Here is a 22929-nt window from a genome sequence, read left to right on the forward strand (position 1 = left end):
AGACCAAAAAATGATTTGAAAGCCGGTGATTTTTTGTTTGATTTACATTCCACTATTTTAGATTTAGACAAAGCTCAATTGGAATATGAAAAAATAGTAAACCAAATTTACATTCCACTATTTTAGATTTAGACCTTAGACGGTTGATACAGTATCAGGTTTCTCTATTTAATTTACATTCCACTATTTTAGATTTAGACGACGAATGCGATAGGGTTTTTGCTGATGTATTAGGTATTTACATTCCACTATTTTAGATTTAGACTATATACTTTTCGTATTCTTGACTTTTGCATTATGAATTTACATTCCACTATTTTAGATTTAGACGAGACTTCGGGACAAGAGAACCTCGTTTATATAATAATTTACATTCCACTATTTTAGATTTAGACTCACTTCCATGATATGCCTCATTTGGAACGTCAACATTTACATTCCACTATTTTAGATTTAGACAGAAATCACGGAAAAGTTGTAACGGAAGGTTGGGGTATTTACATTCCACTATTTTAGATTTAGACCGACGAGGTGCAGCCAACCGACCCGACCAAATACATTATTTACATTCCACTATTTTAGATTTAGACTGAAAAAGTATACGAATATAAAGAAACGTTCGCAATGGATTTACATTCCACTATTTTAGATTTAGACCAGCGTTGAATGTGTATTCATAAGTACCAAAAGTTTATTTACATTCCACTATTTTAGATTTAGACGGAGATCCTTACACGGATGCAGATAGCGTTTCTAAAATTTACATTCCACTATTTTAGATTTAGACGGTTTAGCGAGAAAGAAGTTGAGTATCCGAATATTGATTTACATTCCACTATTTTAGATTTAGACTAAACATTATCCGTGAATTCCCATAAAACATACTGCATTTACATTCCACTATTTTAGATTTAGACATTGATGATTGCCCCTACAACTAATTGGTTATACTGATTTACATTCCACTATTTTAGATTTAGACGTTTCTATAACTTCGATCAGCGGACTACCTTTTAAATTTACATTCCACTATTTTAGATTTAGACGAGTAACTGAGTATTACACGATTGCTCAAGGTGCTAATTTACATTCCACTATTTTAGATTTAGACCAATTGTGGCTAATACGGTTGTCAGCGTTACGTAAATTTACATTCCACTATTTTAGATTTAGACGAATATAACGACGAACATAAACGCTTAAATATTTTTATTTACATTCCACTATTTTAGATTTAGACCTACTTTCTCCAGCTACCCAGACAATAACCTACATCAATTTACATTCCACTATTTTAGATTTAGACAAATACAGACTACACTACTCAGAAGGTAATTTTTACATTTACATTCCACTATTTTAGATTTAGACACCTGTATGACGCTCAAGGTGATTTCTGTAGGTAAATTTACATTCCACTATTTTAGATTTAGACACAAGCTACGGTGAGGTACCTCAACTCACTTAACGATATTTACATTCCACTATTTTAGATTTAGACGATAGACCCAAAAACACCACCCCGAACAATTAGAAAAATTTACATTCCACTATTTTAGATTTAGACCCCGCGTACACTTTTCCTTGTCACATCAAGCACAAAAAGGCTATTTCTGTCGACCTGCCAAATTTAAGACTAATTTCCAACAAGAATAACAGTCAAATCTCATAAAAACCTTTATTATCAAGGTTTTTCATTATCTGTCGTAACTACAGATTTTTTCCATTATTGGGGGTCGACAGATTGAAAAAATCTAAAAAAAATTTGAGATTAACTCTGATCCATCGATACCAATATATTCTTTCGTCAGCCATCGTTTATTGGAGTTTTTGAAAATCAATATCGAATCAAGGTCTTCACGAACATGCTCTTTTAATTCTTGCTCTAACTTTTTTAACTTGGCTGGAGTTATTTCTCCCTCAAACACTGACTTTTGAACATGACTTAAATACTTTTTACAAATTTTGAAAACTCGATTTAATACACGAGCTCCTTTATCTTCTAATGATATATCGTAAACTAAAATTACATACATTTCCCATCACCACCAAATCTTGAATGGTTCATACTCTTTATCATCCATCAAATGCTTGATCAGTTTATAGCACTCTAAACGCATCAATTTCCGATAGGACACATTCCTTTTTAACTCTCTATGACGAACAGTTGTATTTAGTCGTTCATCAAACTGTCGTAAAACTTTTTGTTGTCCACTTTGCTTTAAATAATTACCATTCGAACCATTCTCAAAATCTTTCTCCGTAATAATTTTCTTGTTAACCAGCGAAAAAATTAAGCGATCAACTATTAACGGCTTAAAAATCTCAGCAATGTCCAAAGACAACGAAAATCTTCGCTCAGAGTTACTGTGCAAATAGCTGATTGTTGGATTGAGTTGGCTAACGTATATCTCAGATAAGCAAGCGCTGTATGTCAGCATGTTCAAGTAAGAGATTAACGCATTCACCATGTTATCAGGCGGTCGCCGCACTCTTGCTTTGAAGTCTACTTCATCGTTAAATATTGTTTCCCATGCACTGTAGTAAATTTGATGAATATTCCCTTCTATCCCCATTAATTCGTCTACTTCATTTGCTCGGTTAATCCTCTTTCTAAGTGATTCAATATCAGCTATTTGCTGTTCAACTTCCTTTCCTCTACGCCGATAATATTGCAGATTGCGTAAACAATTGGTTGTTGCACCATCTACAAATTTTCTCGCTAAAGGAATTCTTTTTCTTTCTTCTACTGAGTGGTAGACCTGCTGGACTAATAGTTTTCCTGATACATTTTTTTCACGCGGATAAAAAGTTCCAGTGTAGTAGCCGTAATAATTGAAGAAGTGAACAGGGATTTTCATTTCTGAAAGATAATTTAAGCACTTGGTATTTGTATTAACTTCTCCAAATAGATAAATATCTCTTGTCATTTCGATTTTTAAGTCTTTTTTTCGACCGTCTGCTGTTTCCATACGTATCACATTGTCTTTTCTACTCAAGGTTCCGCTTGAATACAGATAGTAACTTTCCACTCTCTCACCCCATTACTCATTTCTTAGACAAAACAATATTCATAGTAGGCACATTTGGTACAGATTTTTTTCTTTTCCACACTGGGTGAAATTTCTTGGGAAATAGTCTTCTCAATATCTGAGATAATGTTTCCCAATTCTTCACTCTCCTCATCATTCAGCGTTACTTCAACTCGTTCTCTTAATTTGGGATAATCAAGATAACCTTTTTCGACAGGAATACCTTTTTCACGCAAATAATATAAGTAATACCTTAGCTGCCAGATAGCAGCAGGTTCAACCGCTCGCGATTTCTTAACTTCATGTAAAACCTTCCAGCTTTCTAAAAAATCGATGTTGATTGTCCCATCAAACATCACTTGTTTTCTTTTATCCTTGTAACTCCCAGTATCCAGCAATTTACCTAATTGAACATTTTCATTCTCTTCTTCGTATTGTAACCCTTGAGAAAATAGCCATAACTTTCTTGGACAGACAAAATAGTAATTTATCATATTCCCAGTAATTCTCATTACGACCTCCTAGAAGATATTATCCTCTTCTTCCCCTTTTAATACTTCGAATCCATGATCTGAAGAATATTCTCCTTCAACAAAAACAACCTGTTCAAACTTGCCAATTTGTTTACACCTAACTTGATTTTGCTTCTGGCACTCATTAAACAACCAATCTGGCATAGACATCACATAATCTTCAAGTTTAGTTTTCATTACTCGTTTATACATTCGTGGATTTTCAATACCTGTTACTTCTAAATCCTTTAAAGTTGTTCCGAGTACTCTAATTAATTCATCAATTTCTTCCTTGTTGTCTATATATACATTCATTGGAATGATGCTGCGTGTTTGAATATTTCGGAAAAGCTGACGAACTTCAGTGGCGTTCTTGTTGTCATCTTCAATCGCATCTAACCATTCCAGCGTTTTATTTACACGAGTGTAGTAATCTGTCCCAGTCATATTGTCAGTTATATACGTTTGATTAATCAATGCCATTTTTTCTGACTCACTAAAAATACCGTTGCCCTTATTTCTTAAAGCGACTTTAGACAACTGGAATATTTCTTGATGGACAACAGCCTTCTCATTAGGTCTGACCCCACTTGTTACTTCTTCTCCGCCATCAAACACATACACATTTGGCTCATCACGATTTTTCAGTGTGCGTTTTCGATAGCAACGACCCATCCGTTGAAATAATCCATTCAGTTCCGATAGTTCGGTAACCAGCATGTCAAAATCAATATCTAACGAGGCCTCCACTACTTGAGTTGCTACCCAAATACCTTCTTCATCCTCCGATTCAGCAAAGTTCAAAATGTCATTCTCCTTGGATTGTCGGTCCTTTCGAATAAACTGACTATGAAATAAATTAATATTTTCGTCTGGCATCAATTCTGTTAGTTGTTCGTATACTTCTTTAGCCTTACGAACCGTGTTACAAATAACTAATAATTTTCCTGAGTGGTAAATGTCACTAATTACTTCAGCTTTTATACCTTCTTCAAGAATTTGAAGGTGATGACGTTCCAGTAATTTTTCATTTAAAAAGGGCTGCTTATTCATCTTCCATTCTAACCCACGGCTTTTGAAAAGATCTAATAAATATGGTGGTAAGGTAGCAGTCATGACTAGAAACTTACCTCCAAAGTCCTGGATTTCTTTTAAACCTTTAATCAGATAAGCTAATAAGTCAGGCGAATACATTTGTATTTCGTCAATAACAACTTTGGAATAGGCAAACGTAGCTAGTTTTTGCTCAAATCCAGCGTAATGATAGACAAAATCAAAGGTCTGATCCAAAGTAGTAACTGTTAGCGATAGCGACCATCCTCGAATTTCAGTCAAGTAACTTTCTAACTGGTCTAGATTGATATCCTTATCGTCTTCTTGCATTGATAACAAAACAGCTAAACTATCAGAATGCAATATACCAACTTGTTCTTTATACTTGTTTTTTTTCTTATCAGATATCCCATTGAGAATACGATCATAAATAGCATTAATTGCAGTACGCAATGGCAGAATAAAGAATCCTTTGTTATCACCAATCCATAATAGGCCAGCTTCTGTTTTCCCTAAACCCGTCTGTCCAATCACTATTAAATTATTGTTTTGGTTCTGCAAAACGTATTTTTGCATGTCATTCCAATCAATTGACGGGTCAGATTTTTTTATTCTTAAATTTTCGAGAACCTTAGGCATATTCTGGTTTAAAAAATCTGCAGGATATTCTACTTTATATCCGCCACTAGCAGCATAATCTATGCGGTTGAGAAGACCTTTGAGCATGATATACATGCAGAAAATCTCGCCATCTTTTCCACTGAGTCTGTGTCTGATTCGGTAGTATCTTTCAGTGGGTAACTTTATCTTTTCAGGTTCAGATAACTTTATATCAGAAAAAGGAAACTTTGTAGCTGGATTTTCTAATTCACTAATCTCAGCTTCGTACTGTCCTTCATCAATCTGAGAAAAATCACGTTCATGATGCAAAGCGATCGCGTAAGTTGCTGCTTTAATTTCCTCTTTAGTGTATTCTTTCTGCAATCGTCGAATCGGTAGAAACGCAATACTTAATAACGCATGGGGAATCTCCCCTTCTAACTTCATCTTCCCACTCCGGATTTTTTTTTGAAATAAGTGATTCATTTTTCCAAGATCGTGATACTGACAAATAAGACGAAGGAGATCCCAATTCACTGGAATCTCCGGATAACATTTTTGCAATATATCAAAATTCTTCAAAAGATTATTTGTGTGTTCAACAATCGTCTCACCAGATGATTTAGCTAAAAATTCATCCACTATTTTTCCTCCTACATCAAAAATACAACGTCTCCGTCTTCGTCTATGTCGACAAGCTCATCCTCAAAAATGGTAAAATCTCCCGAATAAAGAACTTCTTTACGCTCAGTCCAATTTCGTTTGAACTTCGGTTTATTTTTTGTTCCAAAATTATATAATTCGTAAACCTTTGGCAAAATAAATCGTGTTCCTGTTAAATCAGCATCCTCACCCTCTATATTTACCATTTCTTCCTCTAACCATAGGATTGGAATGTACGCTCTCCACTGGTTTCTAAACTTTTTATCCTTTTTCAATTCGTGTTTTTTAATCTCTACAACGGACACCTTTTCAAAGTTAGCTAAGTCTTCACGTCGTCCTAACGATGGAAACTCTGCTGGATATTTAAGAAACTGATAGATTTCTTCAACCTTTTCCTGATTGTTTGGAACAATGTGTAGAATCAGATTTACATCAACTAAAAGCTCAGTGTAGCCAATCCCTCGCCCCACACCAAATTCATTTACCTTCAGTTGATGTCTGCCTTTCTCGAATTTCATCCCATTTTTGAATTCATACCGAGTATACAAATCGTTCGTTTTTGAAAAATAATTCCCCTGAATACTGACATCCATTGGTTCATATTGATGATAGCCGCACAGATTGTGTACCATTCCAATAACTGTTGATAGTGGTGGTAATGGATAGCTCTCCTTTAATTGAAAACTCGTAGGGCGTCGATAATTAACCATGTCCTGATGAATGACTAATTTAATTCCCTTCATAGTACTCCGCTACTTTCTGTTTCAAGCTTTCGAAAACCTGTGGAACTTTCTGACCATTTAGCACCTCTTGCACTTCCGCCGTATTTTCAAAAGCCCCTTTTACAATACCTACAAATGTATTTTCTTTAATTTCTTCAGTTAGTACGCCCTCAATCTTTTCAACATCTACTTTGTTTTGTTGCACATCAACAACATTTTCAAATAAAGGATTTTTCCGATCGTAGACTCCACCAATAACGAATAATGGTTGTAAATTCTCACGGCGACCACGAATGTCCCGATACAAATATTGGATGGTCTCCAATAATTTTTTCACGCGACGGCTTTTTTCTTCATTGGGCAGTTCAATATCTACGTTTTTATCAATACCAATTTCATCTAAATCTACAGTTACTGTGTAACGGTAGAAAGAACGGTGAATTTCTGACTGGGCAATTGAATTCATTGCTTTTTCATTCCCATTTTCTCTTAATCTTTTTGCTAAGCCCATATTTGTTAGAAAATCCGTATCACCTTTGTAAGTTTCAAGCGAAATTGCATTAGATAGGCGAACTTTAGCAGATCGAGTTAATGCGTTATCTCCTTTTACTGTTTTCATGTAACCAAACAGATCTACTTCAGGATATTTATCGATCGTTGCATTTTGATCGAATTGGATAACTTGTTTTGTACCACTACCCTCTGCATTTAAGGAAGAAAGTGGTTCACCGAGTTGCTCCACAATATTATAACGAATTGCTTGGCGGGAAATGTAGGTATACTGATCTCCTTTTCCCCGTGTAATTTTTTTCAAAGTAGCTACGTTACCCAAAGATTCTCCATAGTTCGCACTTTCTGCTAAAAATACCCCTGTTATTGTTAATCCTTTACTCATTCACTTGTCCTCCTTCATTGTTGTAGGGTTCACCAATCATTCCAGTTACAAAAGCGTAACCGATCGTTTTGAAGCGTTCTTCGTCTAAGAAAACTTCTGTAAAATATCTAGGCACTTGCTTATTCAAATACATGTAGCTGTTCAGCAACATATCCATAAAAGCATCTCTATTATTTGCCTTCAGAGAATTTAATAGTCTTAGCCCTACAGAATCAGCCTTGTTTCTATTCGCGTATTCTTGCTTAAAGAAATAGCCATCTCTCCTAATGTTTTCTAACTCCTTCGCTTCTAATATCCTCACTTGAATCAACTCCTCCAAAAAGTTTTTATTGATTTCAATCATTTTCATCACATGATAACTATTTGCATAGACTTGGCCCCCAGAAACCTTTATACGTAAAATCTGATGGATCAATGCATACAAATTGGTATTATTCATCAAACAGTTAACAACCTCACGATACACATTATGGTATTCACCATTCAAATTGAAGCCTGCATTGAATAAATCTGGCAGCATATTTTTTGATTGGTTAATCGTTTTCAAAATATGTTTGGGTAAAAGATTAAAGTAGTATCGTTCATTTTCATATCGGACAACTTGAATATCTTGTAGTTCTCGTCTACTTTGTCTACCCATTTCATCCTGCAGAGTTCGGATCAATGCGGCATAAGTATCAATAGATTTTACTTCTGTTTTATTCAGATCCAGTACATTTAAACGAATACCTGCATTCACTTTCACCAATGATTCAACAGAATGGTTGTCATTTACAAAAACCCCTTGATTGTAGACGTAAGTAAATCCAGCAGAAATACAGGTATACAATAAGCGACATGCAGGACACATGAATAAGTCATTAGTAAATGACCAGGCGTTACTCTGTTTACGATTAGCATCATAACCTGCCTGATTAATGAAACTATACGAGATGTCTCCCTTTTTTATCGGATGACCACAATTTGTACAAGATAATTTATCTTTCTCATGATCGTCCTCTAAATAACTAAACATCGACTCAACAAAATAGTCATGGTATTTTACAAAGAAGTCACCTTTACTTTCTTGTCGATTTAGGAATGATACATCATTATACCCATTATTAATTACTGAATAGATTTGAATTTTTGCAGCCAGGTAACGCTGAACATCTTCGCGCTTGTAGTAGGAAAAAATTTCCGTCAATACTTGGTATACGTTTCTAACGCGTTCGACTACCTGTTCCCTACTCTGATCAAACTCACCTTTTTTTAATTTGTCGATTTTAGCTTGCTTGATCAAATCAAGAATTTTTACATCAGACTCAATCAGAGGATACACAGCGAGATAACTATTACTCTCACCATAGCGTTTTAAATCTGTTAAATACTTCTGGAGCCTTTCATAACTAGATTGATCAAACTTTACAAAATTATCCTGTTTGTTGCGGTTCATTTCTTCTTCGTAAGCCAAGACTTTACTTAATGAAGATAGCTTTTGGTATTGTTTCGCAAAGTAACCGAAGTAAGCCTCTTCAAAATTTTCAAATTCTTTTAAGGGAACTTCGATACTCTGATCATGCTGGATTACCTTGTCGCCAAGTATGTTGACTAAACCGACAATCGCTGCATTCTCCATCCAGGAATTTAAGCGAAATTCTATCTTTCCATCTTTCACAAGCGCCAATTTATTCACCCCCTTGATTAAGTTGGTTGAGAAAACCAAAGTAAAGACCTGATTTGGCACCTAAGCCCACGTCTCGAATAACATTTAATAAATACGGTTCGCCTCTCAACTCAATTTTTCCAATAGCACCTTGATAGTATTTCTCATATGCTTTGGTAACTGTCTTTTTCATAGCTACAGGTCTGATGGACAAATTCGCAATATCAAAACTGACCCCCTGACCCATACTAGGTACAAGACGATTAACCAAATTCTGCTTCAGAATGCTTTCATACCCTTCATCTTCAAAGTGTAAAAACCAATCCTTCCTTGTTTCCCGATTGTGATCTCTTGCTAAAATTGGAGAGACTGCCTGAAACAACACTTGTTTTTCCGTGATAGGATCTTGATAGATCATAGAGATGGACTTAACAGCTATGTTCAATTCTCTGTGAAAAGGTATTTCACCTTGATTCTTTAAGTAAATAAATGCATTATAAACAGCCATCGCTAACTCAGCCCTTGGTGTAGAAAAAAGATACAGTACCTGTGGTGTTTGGAGTACTATTTTCTCTTTTTCAAACTTTGCACCTTTAAAAATAATTGCTTGAGAGAATAGCTTTTCTTTGTTCGTCTCATAGAGCTCTTTGTATATTTCTGGAGCTGAGTTTTGCAGCCCTCTCTTTAGTAGGGAAAGAAACAATGGCTGATACTTGATAGGTATCATTGTTCCATCTGTAAAGGGGGAAATTTCTAAATTAATTCTGAATCGCATAGTGTTTACCTCCTTAAATAGATTAATGTCGTATGTCCATGATAGATTACTAAAACCGCTTTCATAGTGATTAATATTTAAAATCAAAGAAGAACCATTCCATTGAATCATTCTTCTCTGATCTAATTTTATCACTATTTTTCTCTTATAACCCTTCAAAATTCATGGAAATCAAAAGGATCAATTTAACCATTTTAAATAATCCCCAAGATCACAGAAACAACCTGTACCAACAATCCACTTGCTGTATTCGCAAATAAGTCTGACAAGAACTCCTTTTTATGGTGCTTCACAATACTCTCAAACGCTGCCTTGTCTTCATCTTTAGCAGCTACTAAAGCTTCTTTACTTGCTTCTTTTACAGGAGAATCAATTTTGATGGAAGAAATTACTTTTTTCAGTTCTACTTGAATAGAGTTCCAATCATACTCTCCATTGGCATCCAGTTTCTGTTTGATGTTACTTCCTATGGAGGAGGAATGAATAGCACTATTGTTGATATCTCCAATTGTTGTAGAGGAATGATCCTCCTTTACATTAAAACTATCTGAGTTGTGCGAATTAATATCGTTATCTTTCTGAGTACCCGAGTTGATATTTGCAAAATCCCCGTAAGCATTATGACTGTGGTTATCTCCATTAATGATTTTATTCTCAGCGATATTAATTGTGGCATCTGTACTTTTATTAAATGCATTTTCTATAGCACTTCTTGCCTTTTCAATAAATTCTTTATCATCAAAAAGGATACTATAGAATTGACCGGAGTTTAGTGACAGTGTTAAATATTGTTTTTTATTTACATACTCTTGATAAAACTTGTAAAAATGAAACCCAGAGACTGCTAATCCTATAAATCCTAATAATGTCCAATTTTTAAATAAAAAGAGCGACACAATGAACACGAAAACCATCGGCAATGATAAATTTGGCTTAATCTCACCTGTATGAACTCTTGAAATATTGCTTAGTTGAACAGATACCCGATCAAAACGTAATACATTATTTTTAATAACTAAAAGATCTGTCTCTATTTCCTCATTATTTCCTTCAAATAAACTAACTAATTCTTTACCCATGCATTTTTCCATCCTATTCTACTATTTGATAACTTTAGAAATTCATACCAAATATCTAATCTTAAAGTATTTCTTTTTCTCGTGAAAAAACTCTATCATAATACTCAACCACAATTTTCTCAACTCAACTTTAGAATAAAACACACTACAAAAGAATTTGACCACCGAAAAGAATGAAATACCCAAAATTATTATACCCACTATTCATTATTAAAATGGAAAAATTATCATAAACGACCCTAATTCCGTCATAATCTCTCCTTTTTGCTGCAATATCCTAAAAATTTCTCTGGAGTTGAACTTACATATTCGATTGAAATGGCCGATGAAATCATCAATCATAAAAAATTACTATGTCCGAATCATTAAGTAGCTACACGTCAAATAGCCTAAATCCATTATAGGACTTAGACTATTTGGTGCTCTTTGTGTTTCCGAACTAGAGGTTACAAGGCAACAGTGCTCATCAGACGCTTCTTTCTAGATACTTCGTTGATGATCACGATAGGTGAACACATTCTTTGAACATAAAGTACCTGTACTCAGTTGTTGCTTTTAGCTTCAAAATACCGATAATATTCTATTCACTGCTAATAAATAGTTTTAAAATCTACTTGTTATCTCCCCGGCCATATTTTTACTAGACATAGATCAACCTATCTCTATTTTATCGCTACTTTACACTTTCCGATTTTGAGTAAAAACATTATGCGGGTCATACTTCTGATTAAGTGCTCTTAATTTTTCTGCAACATCTGGAGGCCACACACGATTGGTTTCTTCCATACTTTTATCACTGGAATAAGAGCCATAAATACCTTGCCCGTAGTCCAATATAGGCTGGAAGAATTCGTTGCTTTCATCCGCATGTTGATTATTCACCCAGTAAGCAATTAGAATCTCTGCTTCTCTCGTTGGCCAAGCATTAAAGTCCGACACTTGCTCATTGGCCGCTCCACCAAGAGAACGCAATTCAACACCATAAACAAAAGGATAGTCAAGCAGCTGCTCAATTTTTTCTACGATATCAAGCGGGAGCTCTTTCACTAATGTATTTTTTCCGTAGGCTGTATTTTTTCCTTCGAGAGGAGCATTTTCTGGTTTAACAAAATCGGAATAATCCATTGGGGTGCTGTGTTCTTCTATGACCGGAGCCAGTTCACTTGCTTTGGTTAACACAGCCTTTGCTTCAGAAGATTCAACTCCGTACCAGAAGTTTTTCCCTTGTATGACTATAGCGCCTTCTGCTCCTCGATTAAGCAGCAAAATACTTGATAACCGCGACGTTGCTTGATCAAACCATTGATGCCACTCCTGTAAAAAGGCTGGCAAATCGGTTACTGAGTATCTTATATTTTGCACAATGATGGGAACTGCAAAGCCTTCACTGTCAGAAGGCAGCTTATCGGCTTGGAACAGAAAATCTATTACCACACCAAACTGTCCCCCGCCACCACGGATGCCCCAGAACAACTCAGGCTCATGTTCATTGTCCACCCAATGTTTCTTTCCATCAGCAGTAATAATGGTCGCTCCTAAGACTTTATCAATCGTTAGACCAAAAGATCTTAGAATAATACCCATTCCGCCGGATACTGCTAAGCCGCCCACACCAGTGTCTCCATGGTCTCCGCTGGAAATAACTAAATGATGTGGCGTAAGCTCCTTAGCAACTTCACCCCAAATAGCACCTGCCTGTATTTTTACAAGCCCTTGCTCTTCATCAACAATCTCAATTTGATTCAATCGGGAAAGATCCAAGATCACTCCACTGTCATTAACAGATGTCGCTGATAATCCATGTCCACCACTTCTTATTGAAAGGGGAAATTTCTCGCCCTCAGATTCTCTAACTTTTGCTGTATAATTGATCGTATCAATTACTTGGCGTTCTGTTTCTGCTAAAATAACCACTTTTGGCTGACCAACTTTGTAGTCGTTTGAACGTACTTCGGCATAACGACTGTCCTCGGGAAACACTGCAACTTGTTGCAAAGAACTTGGTAATTCTGGTAAAGTTTTTGCCATTGTAAACCCTCCGTTCTTCTGTTGTACGTGTAAATGCCTGTTGTTAGAACAGTATCTCATGGCTAGAATAATATGTAAAAAACAACGTACTACACAATGAAAGCGTTACCTTTTCTTAACTGTTCTTATTTTAAATAACAAAAGTTATATTTTGATCACCTTGATTAACAATGGAAGAAGGCACAAAAACGAAAATACTGAGAAGGTGAAATAGTAGGATACAGCATCAATGTAATAAAAGCTTCCAGTGCTCGCCTAATACTAAGAGCAAAAAAGGTTCTGACTCCGGAGACTCGTGAAAAGCTTTAGTTGCCCAACTGATCAGCAGCCCTGTTGGTGTTCGTTAGGTGATGGTTAAAATATATTGGACATATGGAAAATGATTGCTAATTACTTAGAATTTTCAGAATAGATCTTTTCGGCAAAAGAAGACCTGATTGCAGTTATTTGTCTAGATTATTCAAATACATTTTTACCATTTTGACCATCAATCAAATAAATACTTAACAAAAAACACCTCCCATAATTGAATCTTGGTTCAACTAAGGAAGGTGGAGCAGTTTTTTAGTTGCTGGCAGCCCATACAACTTCTTATTAGCACTATAAAATAGTTGAAAGTTTAAGGAGTCAGCTTCTGCGTCTTATTTCACTTAGCTGCCCTAATCATCGAAGGTCGTTCAACTACTTTTTAAAATATATCCCTTATATCAGTTCACTCACCCTCATACAAATAACAAGCTACCCTATGCCCCGAAGAAATCTCCAAAAACTCCGGTGTCTCCTCAGCACATTTATCCATTGCATAAGGACATCGATTACAAAAGGCACAGCCTTTAAACTCCTTCGTTCGAACTGGCTGTTCTCCTTTTAAGTCAGACATTTCCTCTTTTCTCATATAAGGGTCTGGCACCGAAGCAAACAGTCCTTTAGTGTATGGATGAAGAGGATTGCTAAAAAGCTCATCGGTGTCTGCTTCTTCTACTAAAGTACCAAGGTACATGACACCGATTCGGTCAGAGATATAGCGAATTACTCCGATATCGTGCGAAATGAAGAGCAGGCTCAGGTGCAGGTCCTGCTGCAATTCCATCAAGGTATTCAAGACCTTTGCCTGAATAGAAACATCTAGCGCAGATACTGGTTCGTCACAGACGATTAAGCGCGGCTTGATGACTAAGGCACTGGCAATTCCCAGTCTTTGGACCTGTCCGCCTGATAGCTCATGAGGAAATCTGAAGTAATGGTATTCAGACAAGCCGACTTTTTCCAAAACGTCAATGACTTGTTCTCGGCGTTCGGTTGCATTTGTTACGCCGTGTACTTTCAAAATATCCTCAAGAATACTGCCAATTCGCTGCCTTGGATTTAAAGCTGACAGGGTGTTCTGAAAGACCATCTGCAACTCTTTCCTCAATGGGAAAAATTCTTTGTCATTGAGGGTCCCTAGGTCTTTTCCCTGATAAATAATCGAACCGTTGCTGGGCTTTTCCAGTCCAACAATCATCCGTCCGGTGGTTGACTTGCCACAGCCGGATTCGCCTACCAGTCCATAGGTTTCGCCTTCTTTTATATGGAAGGATAAGTTATCCACTGCCAGCAGTTGTTCTTTCTTGCTGAAAAGGCCTGCCGTTTGTTTTCGTAACGGAAATGTTTTTTGGAGGTTTTTAATCTCTAATAACTGATTTGTCATCGTTACTCCTCCCCTACATCCGCAGCTTCAGCGTATTTCCAGCATTTTACAAAGTGATCTGGCTTGGCTTCGATCATCGGTGGTTGTTCTTGGAAGCAACGCTCGTCTGCATATTTACAGCGGGTGCAAAAATGGCAGCCCTTTGGAATCTCAGAAAGCGGCGGAACTGTTCCTGGTATTGTCGGCAGCGGTACACCTCGTTCGGTCGCCAGATGAGGGATACAGGAAATTAATCCTTCCGTATAGGGATGCAAGGGTGCTTCAAATAGTTGCTCCGTTTCAGCATCCTCAACAATTTGTCCGAGATACATGACTTTAATCCGATGACAAAGCTTGGAAACAACCCCCATATCGTGGGTAATAAAAAGTACCGACATGCCAAGAGTTTCATTTAAGTCTTTGATCAGCGAGAGAATCTGCTCTTGAATCGTTACATCCAAAGCTGTCGTTGGTTCGTCTGCAATCAGCAGCTTTGGTTCGCAGGCAAGGGCCATGGCAATCATGACTCTTTGCTGCATTCCGCCGGACAGCTCAAAGGGATAGTTCTTTAGACAGGCTGCCGGATCAGGAATTCCGGTCAGTTTTAACAGCTCCATACTGCGTTTTTTGGCTTCTGATTTTGATAGCTGTTTGTGCAGCATCAGCACTTCATTAAGCTGTTTTTCAACTGTATGCACCGGACTTAATGAGTTCAAGGGATCTTGGAAGATAATCGAAATCTCATTACCGCGAATATCTCTGATTTGGGAGAGTGACTGCTGCAGCAAATCATTGCCTTCAAAAAGAATCTCGCCTTCATAGCGGACCACTGCATCCTGATCCCGCAGCCGCAAAATCGATTGAGACATGACACTTTTCCCAGAACCAGATTCTCCAACGATCCCGATAATCTCGCCGGCATGAATCGTGAGGTCCACATCGTCTACGGCTGAAAGCCACTGCTTATGGATCGGGAACTTCACCTTGAGATGCTTGATTTCTAGTATTTTTTTCGCTTCTACAGCTGACTTATTCACTATTTTTTATTCCTCCCTTTTACTCTTGGATCAAGGTAATCTCTGATTCCATCACCCAAAAGATTCAGGCTTAATACACAAATAATCACTGCCAGTCCTGGAGCAAGCATGGTCCAAGGTGCTTGGGAGAAGACCAGCTTGCTATCCTGCAGCATATTTCCCCAGCTGGCTGCCGGTGCGGGTATTCCTGCTCCTAAGAAACTTAAGGAAGCTTCTGCAATAATCGCTTGAGCAAAAATGAAAGAAGCCTGAACCGTCAATGGAGAAATAACCCCTGGCAAAATTAGCTTCCATAGAATGTTAAAGCTGCTAAAGCCTTGGACTTTAGCGGTCTCAATATAGGGCTGTTCTTTAATCACCAGTGCGCTGGCTCGCACGGTACGAGCAACACTTGGTGTGTAGACGATGGTTAGTGCCCAGACCACGTTCCAGCTTGAGGTGCCGAAGGTTGTAATCAAAGAAATAGCCAATAAAATCCCCGGAATTGCAATCAGCGCATCACAGATTCGCATCAGGATATGATCCAACAGCTTAAAGTAGCTGGCATATACCCCGATGATCGTCCCAATCACACAGGAAAAAACTGCGACTGAGCCGCCTACCCACAGTGAGACTCTGGCTCCATACATCAAGCGGATCAAAATATCTCGGCCGAATTCATCTGTCCCAAATCGATGAGCAGCACTAGGAGCATTGAACCGTTCCGTCACTGCCATGGCATTCGGATCGCTCGTATTAATCATCGGAATGATCATCGCCGCAGCAAAGACGGCCACAAAACCAATCAGTCCAATGATGAGCGCTGGATTGGTGAGTAATTTCTCCCGGCGAAGCTGCTTTTGTTCCTTAACAATCGCCACACCTGCTTCGGACATACGTTTTCTAGTTAAATACACACCTTCACCTCCTACTTACGCCCTGGCCGAAGCCTTGGGTCAACAAATCCATACAACAAATCAACGAGCAGATTGACCAGTACATACAATAAGGTCACAAATAAAACGACCCCTTGAATCACAAAAACATCGCGGCGGTTGATGGCCGACATGGTGAGCATCCCTAGTCCCGGAATGTTAAACAATGTTTCCGTAACGATGGTTCCTGTTATTAGACTGCCAAAGGACTGGCCGATTGCTGTCAAGATGACCGGCGCCGCATTTTTCAGCCCATAGCTCAAAATGACCCGCCGTTCCTTCAGTCCCTTTGCCCGAGCCGTTTGAATGAAACTTTTATGTAGGACCTCTAATAAGGAGGATCGGATCATCCGGGTTAGATAGGCGGCTTGCACGATCCCTAATGATAATGCCGGAAGAAATAAGTAGTTTAAATGCTCACCAATTCCTGCCGAAAGATCAGCATAGCCAGCTACCGGAAACCAGCGATTGTATACGCTAAATGCCAGCATCAAAAACATACTTAATAAAAATCCTGGCAAAGCCGAACCGAGAAGCGACATCGATACTGCTACCACATCAATGGTCGTCCCTCGCTTATAAGCAGCCAACAGACCCAGAGGCATTGCAATAGTCACAGCAAAAATTTGAGCGAAAATCGCTAAGCTAAGGGTTGGGCCAAAATACTCGCCAATCGCCGCAAGCACCGATTGCCGCAAGAAAAAGGATTCCCCCCAATTGCCCTGCACAATACCACCCAACCAATCTGTATATTGAACAAGAAATGGCCGATCAAATCCCAGCTGAGCATTCATTTGACTGATCTGTTCAGGACTCGCTTCCAGACCTAAAATTGCCGTCGCTGGTCCGCCAGGTATCAGGTAAACGATTAGGAAGGTAATAATCGAAACAATAAATAAGACTGGAATCAATGACAGGATTCGTTTTACTATATAAGAAAGCATACTCTACTCCTAACTTTAAAAACGGTGAGCCGCTGCAGCAGCTCACCGCGTGGTTCGGTTATTTTGAGACCGTTGCATTCCAGAAGATTGGGAAACGCATATATTCATAGCCGTCAACATCATTGCTAACCGCATTTACTCCAGTGAAATGACCAAGGACGGTTGCGCCGCCATATTCATAGATGAATTCCTGTAAATCATCCCAAGCAACTTTCGCATCTTCTTGGGAATCAGCCATACGCATAGCTTTGATGCCTTCTGTTACTTCTGGTCGATCCATGCCAGCCCAAGTCTTGTCTAGTGCCGTTAATTGAATCGGCAGAACATTGTAGCTGTTGCTGGTGATAAACATGCTGAATTGGTTCGGATCCGCACGATGCTCCATGAAGGTACTGAAGTCATAGCTTTCCACTTCGGCATTAATGCCAACTTTTTTCAGCTGCTCTTGCACAACTAATGTGGCATTGTACATCTCTGGATAGTCCGGCGTTGTTACCAGTACTAACTTCTCATTGTTGTAGCCAGCTTTCTTCAGCAATTGTTTGGCCTTGTCAGGATCGTTTTGATTGTAGTATTCTTTGCCGGCTTCGCTTCCCCATTGGGCATCATCTGGATTAAACCAGCCTGGATTCACGTCATAAAGCTCTTTGTTTCCGTAGCTGGCAAGCAGAATATCATCCATATTCAGCGCGGCCAATACCGCTTGTCTCATATCCTCTTTTTCCATGATTCCCACAGTTGTATTCAGGAACAGATTCAAGGTTCCGCCTTTCGTAACATCAAGCTTCAAATTCGGCTCTTTAGATAACTCTTCATAATTATCCTGCGGAACCTCTTCTACGATGTCATACTGTCCATTTTTAGCACCAGCAATGCGAGTGGATGCATCGGTTACAATGTCAAAAACAAGCTTGTCAGTCGCTGCTGTCTTCTTACCAGCTAGACCGGTTGTTGCATTTTCACGGACTTGATAATCGTCAAATTTCTCCAATTCGATATATTGATCTTGTTTCCAGTCGGCTAATTTATACGGACCGGTTCCGATGTATTCACTGATGCCTTTTTCGTCCGCACCCTCAACGACTTCGGCAGGGTAGATCGCCGCAAACATAATTGGATTCGCAAGAACGGTAATGATATCAGATGCCGCTTCGTTGGCAGTCATCTTCACAGTGTAATCATCTACTTTTTCAAAGGTTGATCCACCGATTAAGGTGCTTGCTTTTTGTGAGTCCTTCACCCAACGATTCAAGGATGCCACCACATCATCAGCGGTCATTTCTTTCCCATTATGGAATTTGACCCCTTCCAACAATTTGATGGTGTACTCCTTGCCATCCTCACTTACTTCGTATGAATCAGCAAGGACTGGCTGCGGTTCAAAATTCCCATCCATCGCAAACAATGGTTCAAAAATATGGTAGCCAATTTGCGCGGTAATATTAGAATTGGCGATCTGAGCATCTAACGAAGGCGGATTCGCAGAAACAGCAATGCGCAGCTCTTCTTTTTTTGCAGACGCTGCATCTTTGCTGCCGTCGGTTTTATCCCCTCCGGAACCTCCACAGCCTGCTAATAATACAAGCATACATACTGGTGCAATTAAATATTTCAATACTGACTTTCTCAACATTCACATCTCCTCTGTTTTCTTTCATTCTTAGTAAAGCAGTAAAAAAATTGGTTGATTTCAAAAAAAGCGGACTAAAGCATCGTAGATTGATTCACAAGGAAAACTGCTTTTCCAGGTGCTTATTGGCACACGAAAAAAGCATCCCGAATCAACAGCATGCCTTCTCATCTATTCTCAATAAACGGTTCATGACCCAAAGTCCTTTAAAAAAGACTCGGTTTTCGAACACTCCAAAAAAGCCAGCCTTCTCGGAACGCCTCAAAAAAACAAGACATTAGAAAAAATGGGCACACTAATTCCCCGAGAACAGCGGTTTATTTATCTGATAGAATAGGATGAGAAAATGCTTTTTTACATACTGACTTAGAGCACGCTAAGGTTTCAGTGCTTGTTCAGTAATAACGAACCGTTTGATTGAAATCAACATTCAAAATCATTTTCTCACCCCATCTCTCCATGTATTTATCATCGTTTTTTAATAAAAATAAAACGCTTTCGACTACCCCAAAGATTAGCATTCATGCTCAGTAGTTGTCAAGAAGATATTGAATAATTGAGCGTTCAAAATAACACAAAAATAGACATATCATTTATTATGAGAATAGGAACTCGATACATTTTCTTTTGCGTTGATTTCTAAAAAAGTAAAATACAGGGACATACATAAAAAAACAGTTCCATTTCCACGGACAAAAAAAGCTCTAGCAGCTGCCTAAACGTAAACTCGTACTGTCCGCATTTCTTACTTCTTCCGATACCGCTCATAATAACTTTTCGCTTTTTCCTGATGAATCTGGAAAATAATTTGGTAAAAACGGGTTTCTGAGGTCGGTGTCTCACTTAGTTGCTGAAGCAAAGCCTTCAGCTTAGGCTGATAGATAGGAAAATCCAAATAGAGCTGCAACAAGTGCTCGCTGAATTTCATTTGAATCAGTAAATGCAGATTATCTGACTGCTGAATAAGCTGCTGATACTGCTCAAAGGACGCCTGAGCTGCTTCAATATCGTGAATGACCAATAAGCTCTGAATACGATTAAAATACAAATCCCCTACTTCTTCATAATAAACTTTTCCATCAAAGGATTGGTATTTCTCCAGCTCCTGCAAGATTCGTTGGTGTATTGCAGCAGCTTTCTTCTTCTCTTTTTCTGAGAAAGACAATAGCACCAGCTTACTCAGCTTGATTTCTTTCAAGGTCCACATCTTGGCATTTTCCAACTCAGCTACAATCTCGTTGAAGGGGTCTCTGGAAAATTGATAAAAATTGGGATTGGTTATCAGCACCAGCAGATAGGCCTGACTCGCTAAATAACGCAGCTCGATTGTTTGATGCTGCCGATATTCTTGGTAACTATCATAAAGCTCCTCGAATTTGCCAGACTTATACAGCTGATCAATTTTTTCTTCCAAAGCCTTCGCTTCATTCCGCTGTGATTGATTCCTAAAATACTCAAATTCCTGATAGGTAATCCCTAAATTTTTTAACAGCCCCTCAAACTTAGCAATTTCCACAGAATATTTACCTGCTTCAAAATCACTGTAGAAGGTTTTTGAAACGACTCCTGTATAGACTTCCTTTTGAGTAAATCCCTTTGCCTTTCGGATTTGTTTAATGATTTCACCGTACATAATTCTCTCCATTCCAAAATTCCTTTATACAGGAATTATAGCGGTAATTTGCCGAGAAGCCCATGCTATATTGTAAAAAACGAATGACTGGAGGAAAAAAATGAGTAAAACATATTTCAAATTAGTAGGATTAGCAATCGGATTAACGATGATTATCAGCCTGTTTTCAGTAACAAGCGTGATTTTAGAAATGGATACAAATGGTGTGATCTTGTCACAAATAGCGGCGTTCGCATTATCCGCCATCTGTTTACTTCTCTATATGGAGAAACAGGATTCTAGTCTGAAACAATTTGGTTTTAGAAAAGGAGCAGTGAACAACTACTTATTCGGCTTCATCCTAATGATTGTTGTCATTCAACCTGCAATCTTAGGTTTCGATCTTTCCCTGCCGTTTGCAACGATTTTCTTGATTATTCTTCAAATGATTTTAGTGGGGTTTGTGGAAGAGTCATTTTTTCGCGGAATCTTTTTCTATTTTTTGAAGGGTAAACATCCAAAGATTTATTTGCTGTTTTCCAGCACAGTTTTCGGATTTTTGCATATGGTTAGTGGGTTAAATCCTAACACAGCACCTATACTGGTAGCCTTGCAGGTCATTAATGCTTTATTATTAGGCGGTGTATTTTCACTGATGTATTATTCCACTGGCTCGCTTTATTTAGTCATTGGTTTTCATGCGGTATTCAACATCTTGGCATCGTTGTCTAAGGCAGGATCTTTAAACCAAAACATCTGGGCTGTTTCTCTTTTATCTGTTTGCTATGTGGTATTTTTGATTATTTATCCTAAGTATCAGTTGCTAGGAAAAACTGCTAGTTAGACTGAGGCATTGAAAAAGGCCGAGAAGTTGACCCCATTAGATCAACTTTTCCGGCCTTGTATTCGTTGTTTTTTATCTTTACTTCATCATTGCCTGGTACAACTCAATGATTTCATCTAAGGTGGCATCTCGAGGATTGCCTGGAGAACAAACATCTCGATACGCATCTTCAGCAATCTTAGGAATATCCTCTTCTTTTACACCCAATTCTTTTAAGCTTTGAGGAATACCCACGTCAATTCCTAATTGCTTAACAGCCTGCACTGCAGCATCTCTAACATCTCTAAGAGACATTTCTTTAGCTCCATTAACATTCATTTGTACTGCTATATCTCGATATTTTTCACCAGTATATTCTTTGTTAAATTCCATAATTGATGGTAGTAAAGTTGCACAGGCCACTCCATGTGGTGCATTATACCAAGCACTTAGTGGATGAGCCATACCATGAACCAAGCCTAAGCCTACATTAGAGAATCCCATTCCTGCAATATACTGTCCTAAAGCCATCTCCTCACGAGCAGACTGTTCTCCGGCAACTGAAGCTCTTAATGATCGGCTGATAATTTCAATTGCTTTGATATGAACCATGTCCGTCATTTCCCAAGCTCCTTTAGTGATGTACCCCTCAATGGCATGGGTCAAAGCGTCCATTCCAGTTGAAGCACATAATCCTTTAGGCATGCCCATCATCATGTCACTGTCTACGAAGGCAACAACGGGAATATCATGGGGATCCACGCATACAAATTTACGAGAATTATTTTCATCCGTAATTACATAATTGATCGTCACTTCTGCGGCAGTCCCTGAAGTTGTCGGAACTGCTAAAATTGGCAAAGCAGGCTGTTTAGTTTCAGCTGTTCCTTCTAAACTTAACACATCTTCAAACTCTGGATTTTCCACAATGATTCCGATGGCTTTTGCAGTATCAATTGGCGAGCCGCCGCCAATAGCAATAATGTAATCCGCGTTCGCCTTTTTACATGCAGCTACTCCATTTTGCACATCTCGTATTGTTGGATTAGGAACAATCCCATCATAGACTTCATAGGCCAACTCAGCCTCATTAAGCAGGTTGATAACACGAGTAGCTACTTCAAATTTAATTAAGTCTTTATCCGTCACTACTAGAGCTTTTTTAAAGCCTCTTTTTTTTGCCTCGGCAGGAATTTCATTGATCGCACCTTTCCCAAAATAAGAGGTTTCATTTAGAATCATTCGATTGATTGTCATATCATTTCTCCTTAATTTTTTTGGAACAGAATTCACATT

General features: G+C 38.3%; 18 protein-coding genes and 1 CRISPR repeat array (1 of these 19 only partly in view). Of the genes, 1 reads left to right on the plus strand and 17 read right to left on the minus strand.

Annotation, left to right across the window (positions count from 1 at the left end; all coding sequences use genetic code 11):
- Positions 1 to 1567: a CRISPR direct-repeat array (repeat unit 29 nt; unit sequence ATTTACATTCCACTATTTTAGATTTAGAC) (it extends 866 nt beyond the left edge of the window).
- 187 nt (positions 1568 to 1754) lie between these two features.
- The 16 genes from cas2 to NRIC_RS02905 all read right to left on the minus strand — a co-directional run bounded on the left by cas2 (position 1755) and on the right by NRIC_RS02905 (position 20843).
- Positions 1755 to 2036 (minus strand): CRISPR-associated endonuclease Cas2, encoded by a 282-nt coding sequence (gene cas2, locus NRIC_RS02830; protein WP_146621190.1) that lies wholly within the window; start codon positions 2034 to 2036, stop codon positions 1755 to 1757.
- Positions 2037 to 2042: 6 nt separating this feature from the next.
- Positions 2043 to 3032: a type I-B CRISPR-associated endonuclease Cas1b gene (gene cas1b, locus NRIC_RS02835; RefSeq protein WP_146621191.1), complete on the minus strand. Its 990-nt coding sequence runs from the start codon at positions 3030 to 3032 to the stop codon at positions 2043 to 2045.
- A 23-nt stretch (positions 3033 to 3055) separates the two neighbouring features.
- Positions 3056 to 3544: a CRISPR-associated protein Cas4 gene (gene cas4 / locus NRIC_RS02840; RefSeq protein ID WP_146621192.1), complete on the minus strand. Its 489-nt coding sequence runs from the start codon at positions 3542 to 3544 to the stop codon at positions 3056 to 3058.
- Between the two features lie 9 nt (positions 3545 to 3553).
- Complete coding sequence (gene cas3 / locus NRIC_RS02845) at positions 3554 to 5839, minus strand: CRISPR-associated helicase Cas3' (RefSeq protein ID WP_227873715.1); 2286 nt, start codon at positions 5837 to 5839, stop codon at positions 3554 to 3556.
- 11 nt (positions 5840 to 5850) lie between these two features.
- Positions 5851 to 6603, minus strand: a complete 753-nt coding sequence (gene cas5 / locus NRIC_RS02850) for a CRISPR-associated protein Cas5 (RefSeq protein WP_146621194.1) — start codon at positions 6601 to 6603, stop codon at positions 5851 to 5853.
- The gene (gene cas7i, locus NRIC_RS02855) at positions 6590 to 7477 is read right to left on the minus strand and encodes a type I-B CRISPR-associated protein Cas7/Cst2/DevR (protein WP_146621195.1); all 888 of its coding nucleotides are present in this window, start codon (positions 7475 to 7477) and stop codon (positions 6590 to 6592) included. Before cas7i ends, cas5 begins: the two co-directional genes overlap by 14 nt.
- Entirely contained in the window at positions 7470 to 9134 is a 1665-nt protein-coding gene (gene cas8a1 / locus NRIC_RS02860) for a type I-B CRISPR-associated protein Cas8b1/Cst1 (RefSeq protein ID WP_227873720.1), read from the minus strand. The genes cas7i and cas8a1 overlap by 8 nt, the downstream gene beginning before the upstream one ends.
- Positions 9135 to 9144: 10 nt before the next feature.
- Complete coding sequence (gene cas6 / locus NRIC_RS02865; protein ID WP_175579981.1) at positions 9145 to 9897, minus strand: CRISPR-associated endoribonuclease Cas6; 753 nt, start codon at positions 9895 to 9897, stop codon at positions 9145 to 9147.
- A 194-nt stretch (positions 9898 to 10091) separates the two neighbouring features.
- Positions 10092 to 10976: a DUF6232 family protein gene (locus tag NRIC_RS02870; protein ID WP_146621198.1), complete on the minus strand. Its 885-nt coding sequence runs from the start codon at positions 10974 to 10976 to the stop codon at positions 10092 to 10094.
- A 678-nt stretch (positions 10977 to 11654) separates the two neighbouring features.
- The gene (locus NRIC_RS02875) at positions 11655 to 13004 is read right to left on the minus strand and encodes an FAD-binding oxidoreductase (protein ID WP_146621199.1); all 1350 of its coding nucleotides are present in this window, start codon (positions 13002 to 13004) and stop codon (positions 11655 to 11657) included.
- Between the two features lie 712 nt (positions 13005 to 13716).
- Entirely contained in the window at positions 13717 to 14694 is a 978-nt protein-coding gene (locus NRIC_RS02880; protein ID WP_146621200.1) for an ABC transporter ATP-binding protein, read from the minus strand.
- 2 nt (positions 14695 to 14696) lie between these two features.
- Positions 14697 to 15710, minus strand: a complete 1014-nt coding sequence (locus NRIC_RS02885) for an ABC transporter ATP-binding protein (RefSeq protein ID WP_146621201.1) — start codon at positions 15708 to 15710, stop codon at positions 14697 to 14699.
- Positions 15710 to 16606: an ABC transporter permease gene (locus NRIC_RS02890; protein WP_227873716.1), complete on the minus strand. Its 897-nt coding sequence runs from the start codon at positions 16604 to 16606 to the stop codon at positions 15710 to 15712. The genes NRIC_RS02885 and NRIC_RS02890 overlap by 1 nt, the downstream gene beginning before the upstream one ends.
- An 11-nt stretch (positions 16607 to 16617) precedes the next feature.
- Positions 16618 to 17568, minus strand: a complete 951-nt coding sequence (locus tag NRIC_RS02895) for an ABC transporter permease (RefSeq protein WP_146621202.1) — start codon at positions 17566 to 17568, stop codon at positions 16618 to 16620.
- Positions 17569 to 17626: 58 nt separating this feature from the next.
- On the minus strand, positions 17627 to 19201 hold the full coding sequence (locus tag NRIC_RS02900; RefSeq protein ID WP_146621203.1) for an ABC transporter substrate-binding protein: 1575 nt from the start codon (positions 19199 to 19201) through the stop codon (positions 17627 to 17629).
- A gap of 742 nt (positions 19202 to 19943) precedes the next feature.
- Positions 19944 to 20843: a helix-turn-helix domain-containing protein gene (locus tag NRIC_RS02905; protein ID WP_227873717.1), complete on the minus strand. Its 900-nt coding sequence runs from the start codon at positions 20841 to 20843 to the stop codon at positions 19944 to 19946.
- Positions 20844 to 20931: 88 nt separating this feature from the next.
- Between NRIC_RS02905 and NRIC_RS02910 the strand changes: the two genes are divergently transcribed.
- A complete protein-coding gene (locus tag NRIC_RS02910) occupies positions 20932 to 21654 on the plus strand; it encodes a CPBP family intramembrane glutamic endopeptidase (protein WP_146621204.1) in 723 nt (240 codons plus the stop codon).
- Between the two features lie 78 nt (positions 21655 to 21732).
- On the opposite strand, the gene fucO is transcribed toward NRIC_RS02910, so the two are convergent.
- Positions 21733 to 22890 carry a lactaldehyde reductase gene (gene fucO, locus NRIC_RS02915; protein ID WP_146621205.1) on the minus strand — a complete coding sequence of 386 codons (1158 nt, stop codon included), beginning with the start codon at positions 22888 to 22890 and terminating at the stop codon, positions 21733 to 21735.
- Positions 22891 to 22929 lie beyond the last annotated feature (39 nt).

This window comes from Enterococcus florum (assembly GCF_004309355.1).
Taxonomy (GTDB): Bacteria; Bacillota; Bacilli; order Lactobacillales; family Enterococcaceae; genus Enterococcus_A; species Enterococcus_A florum.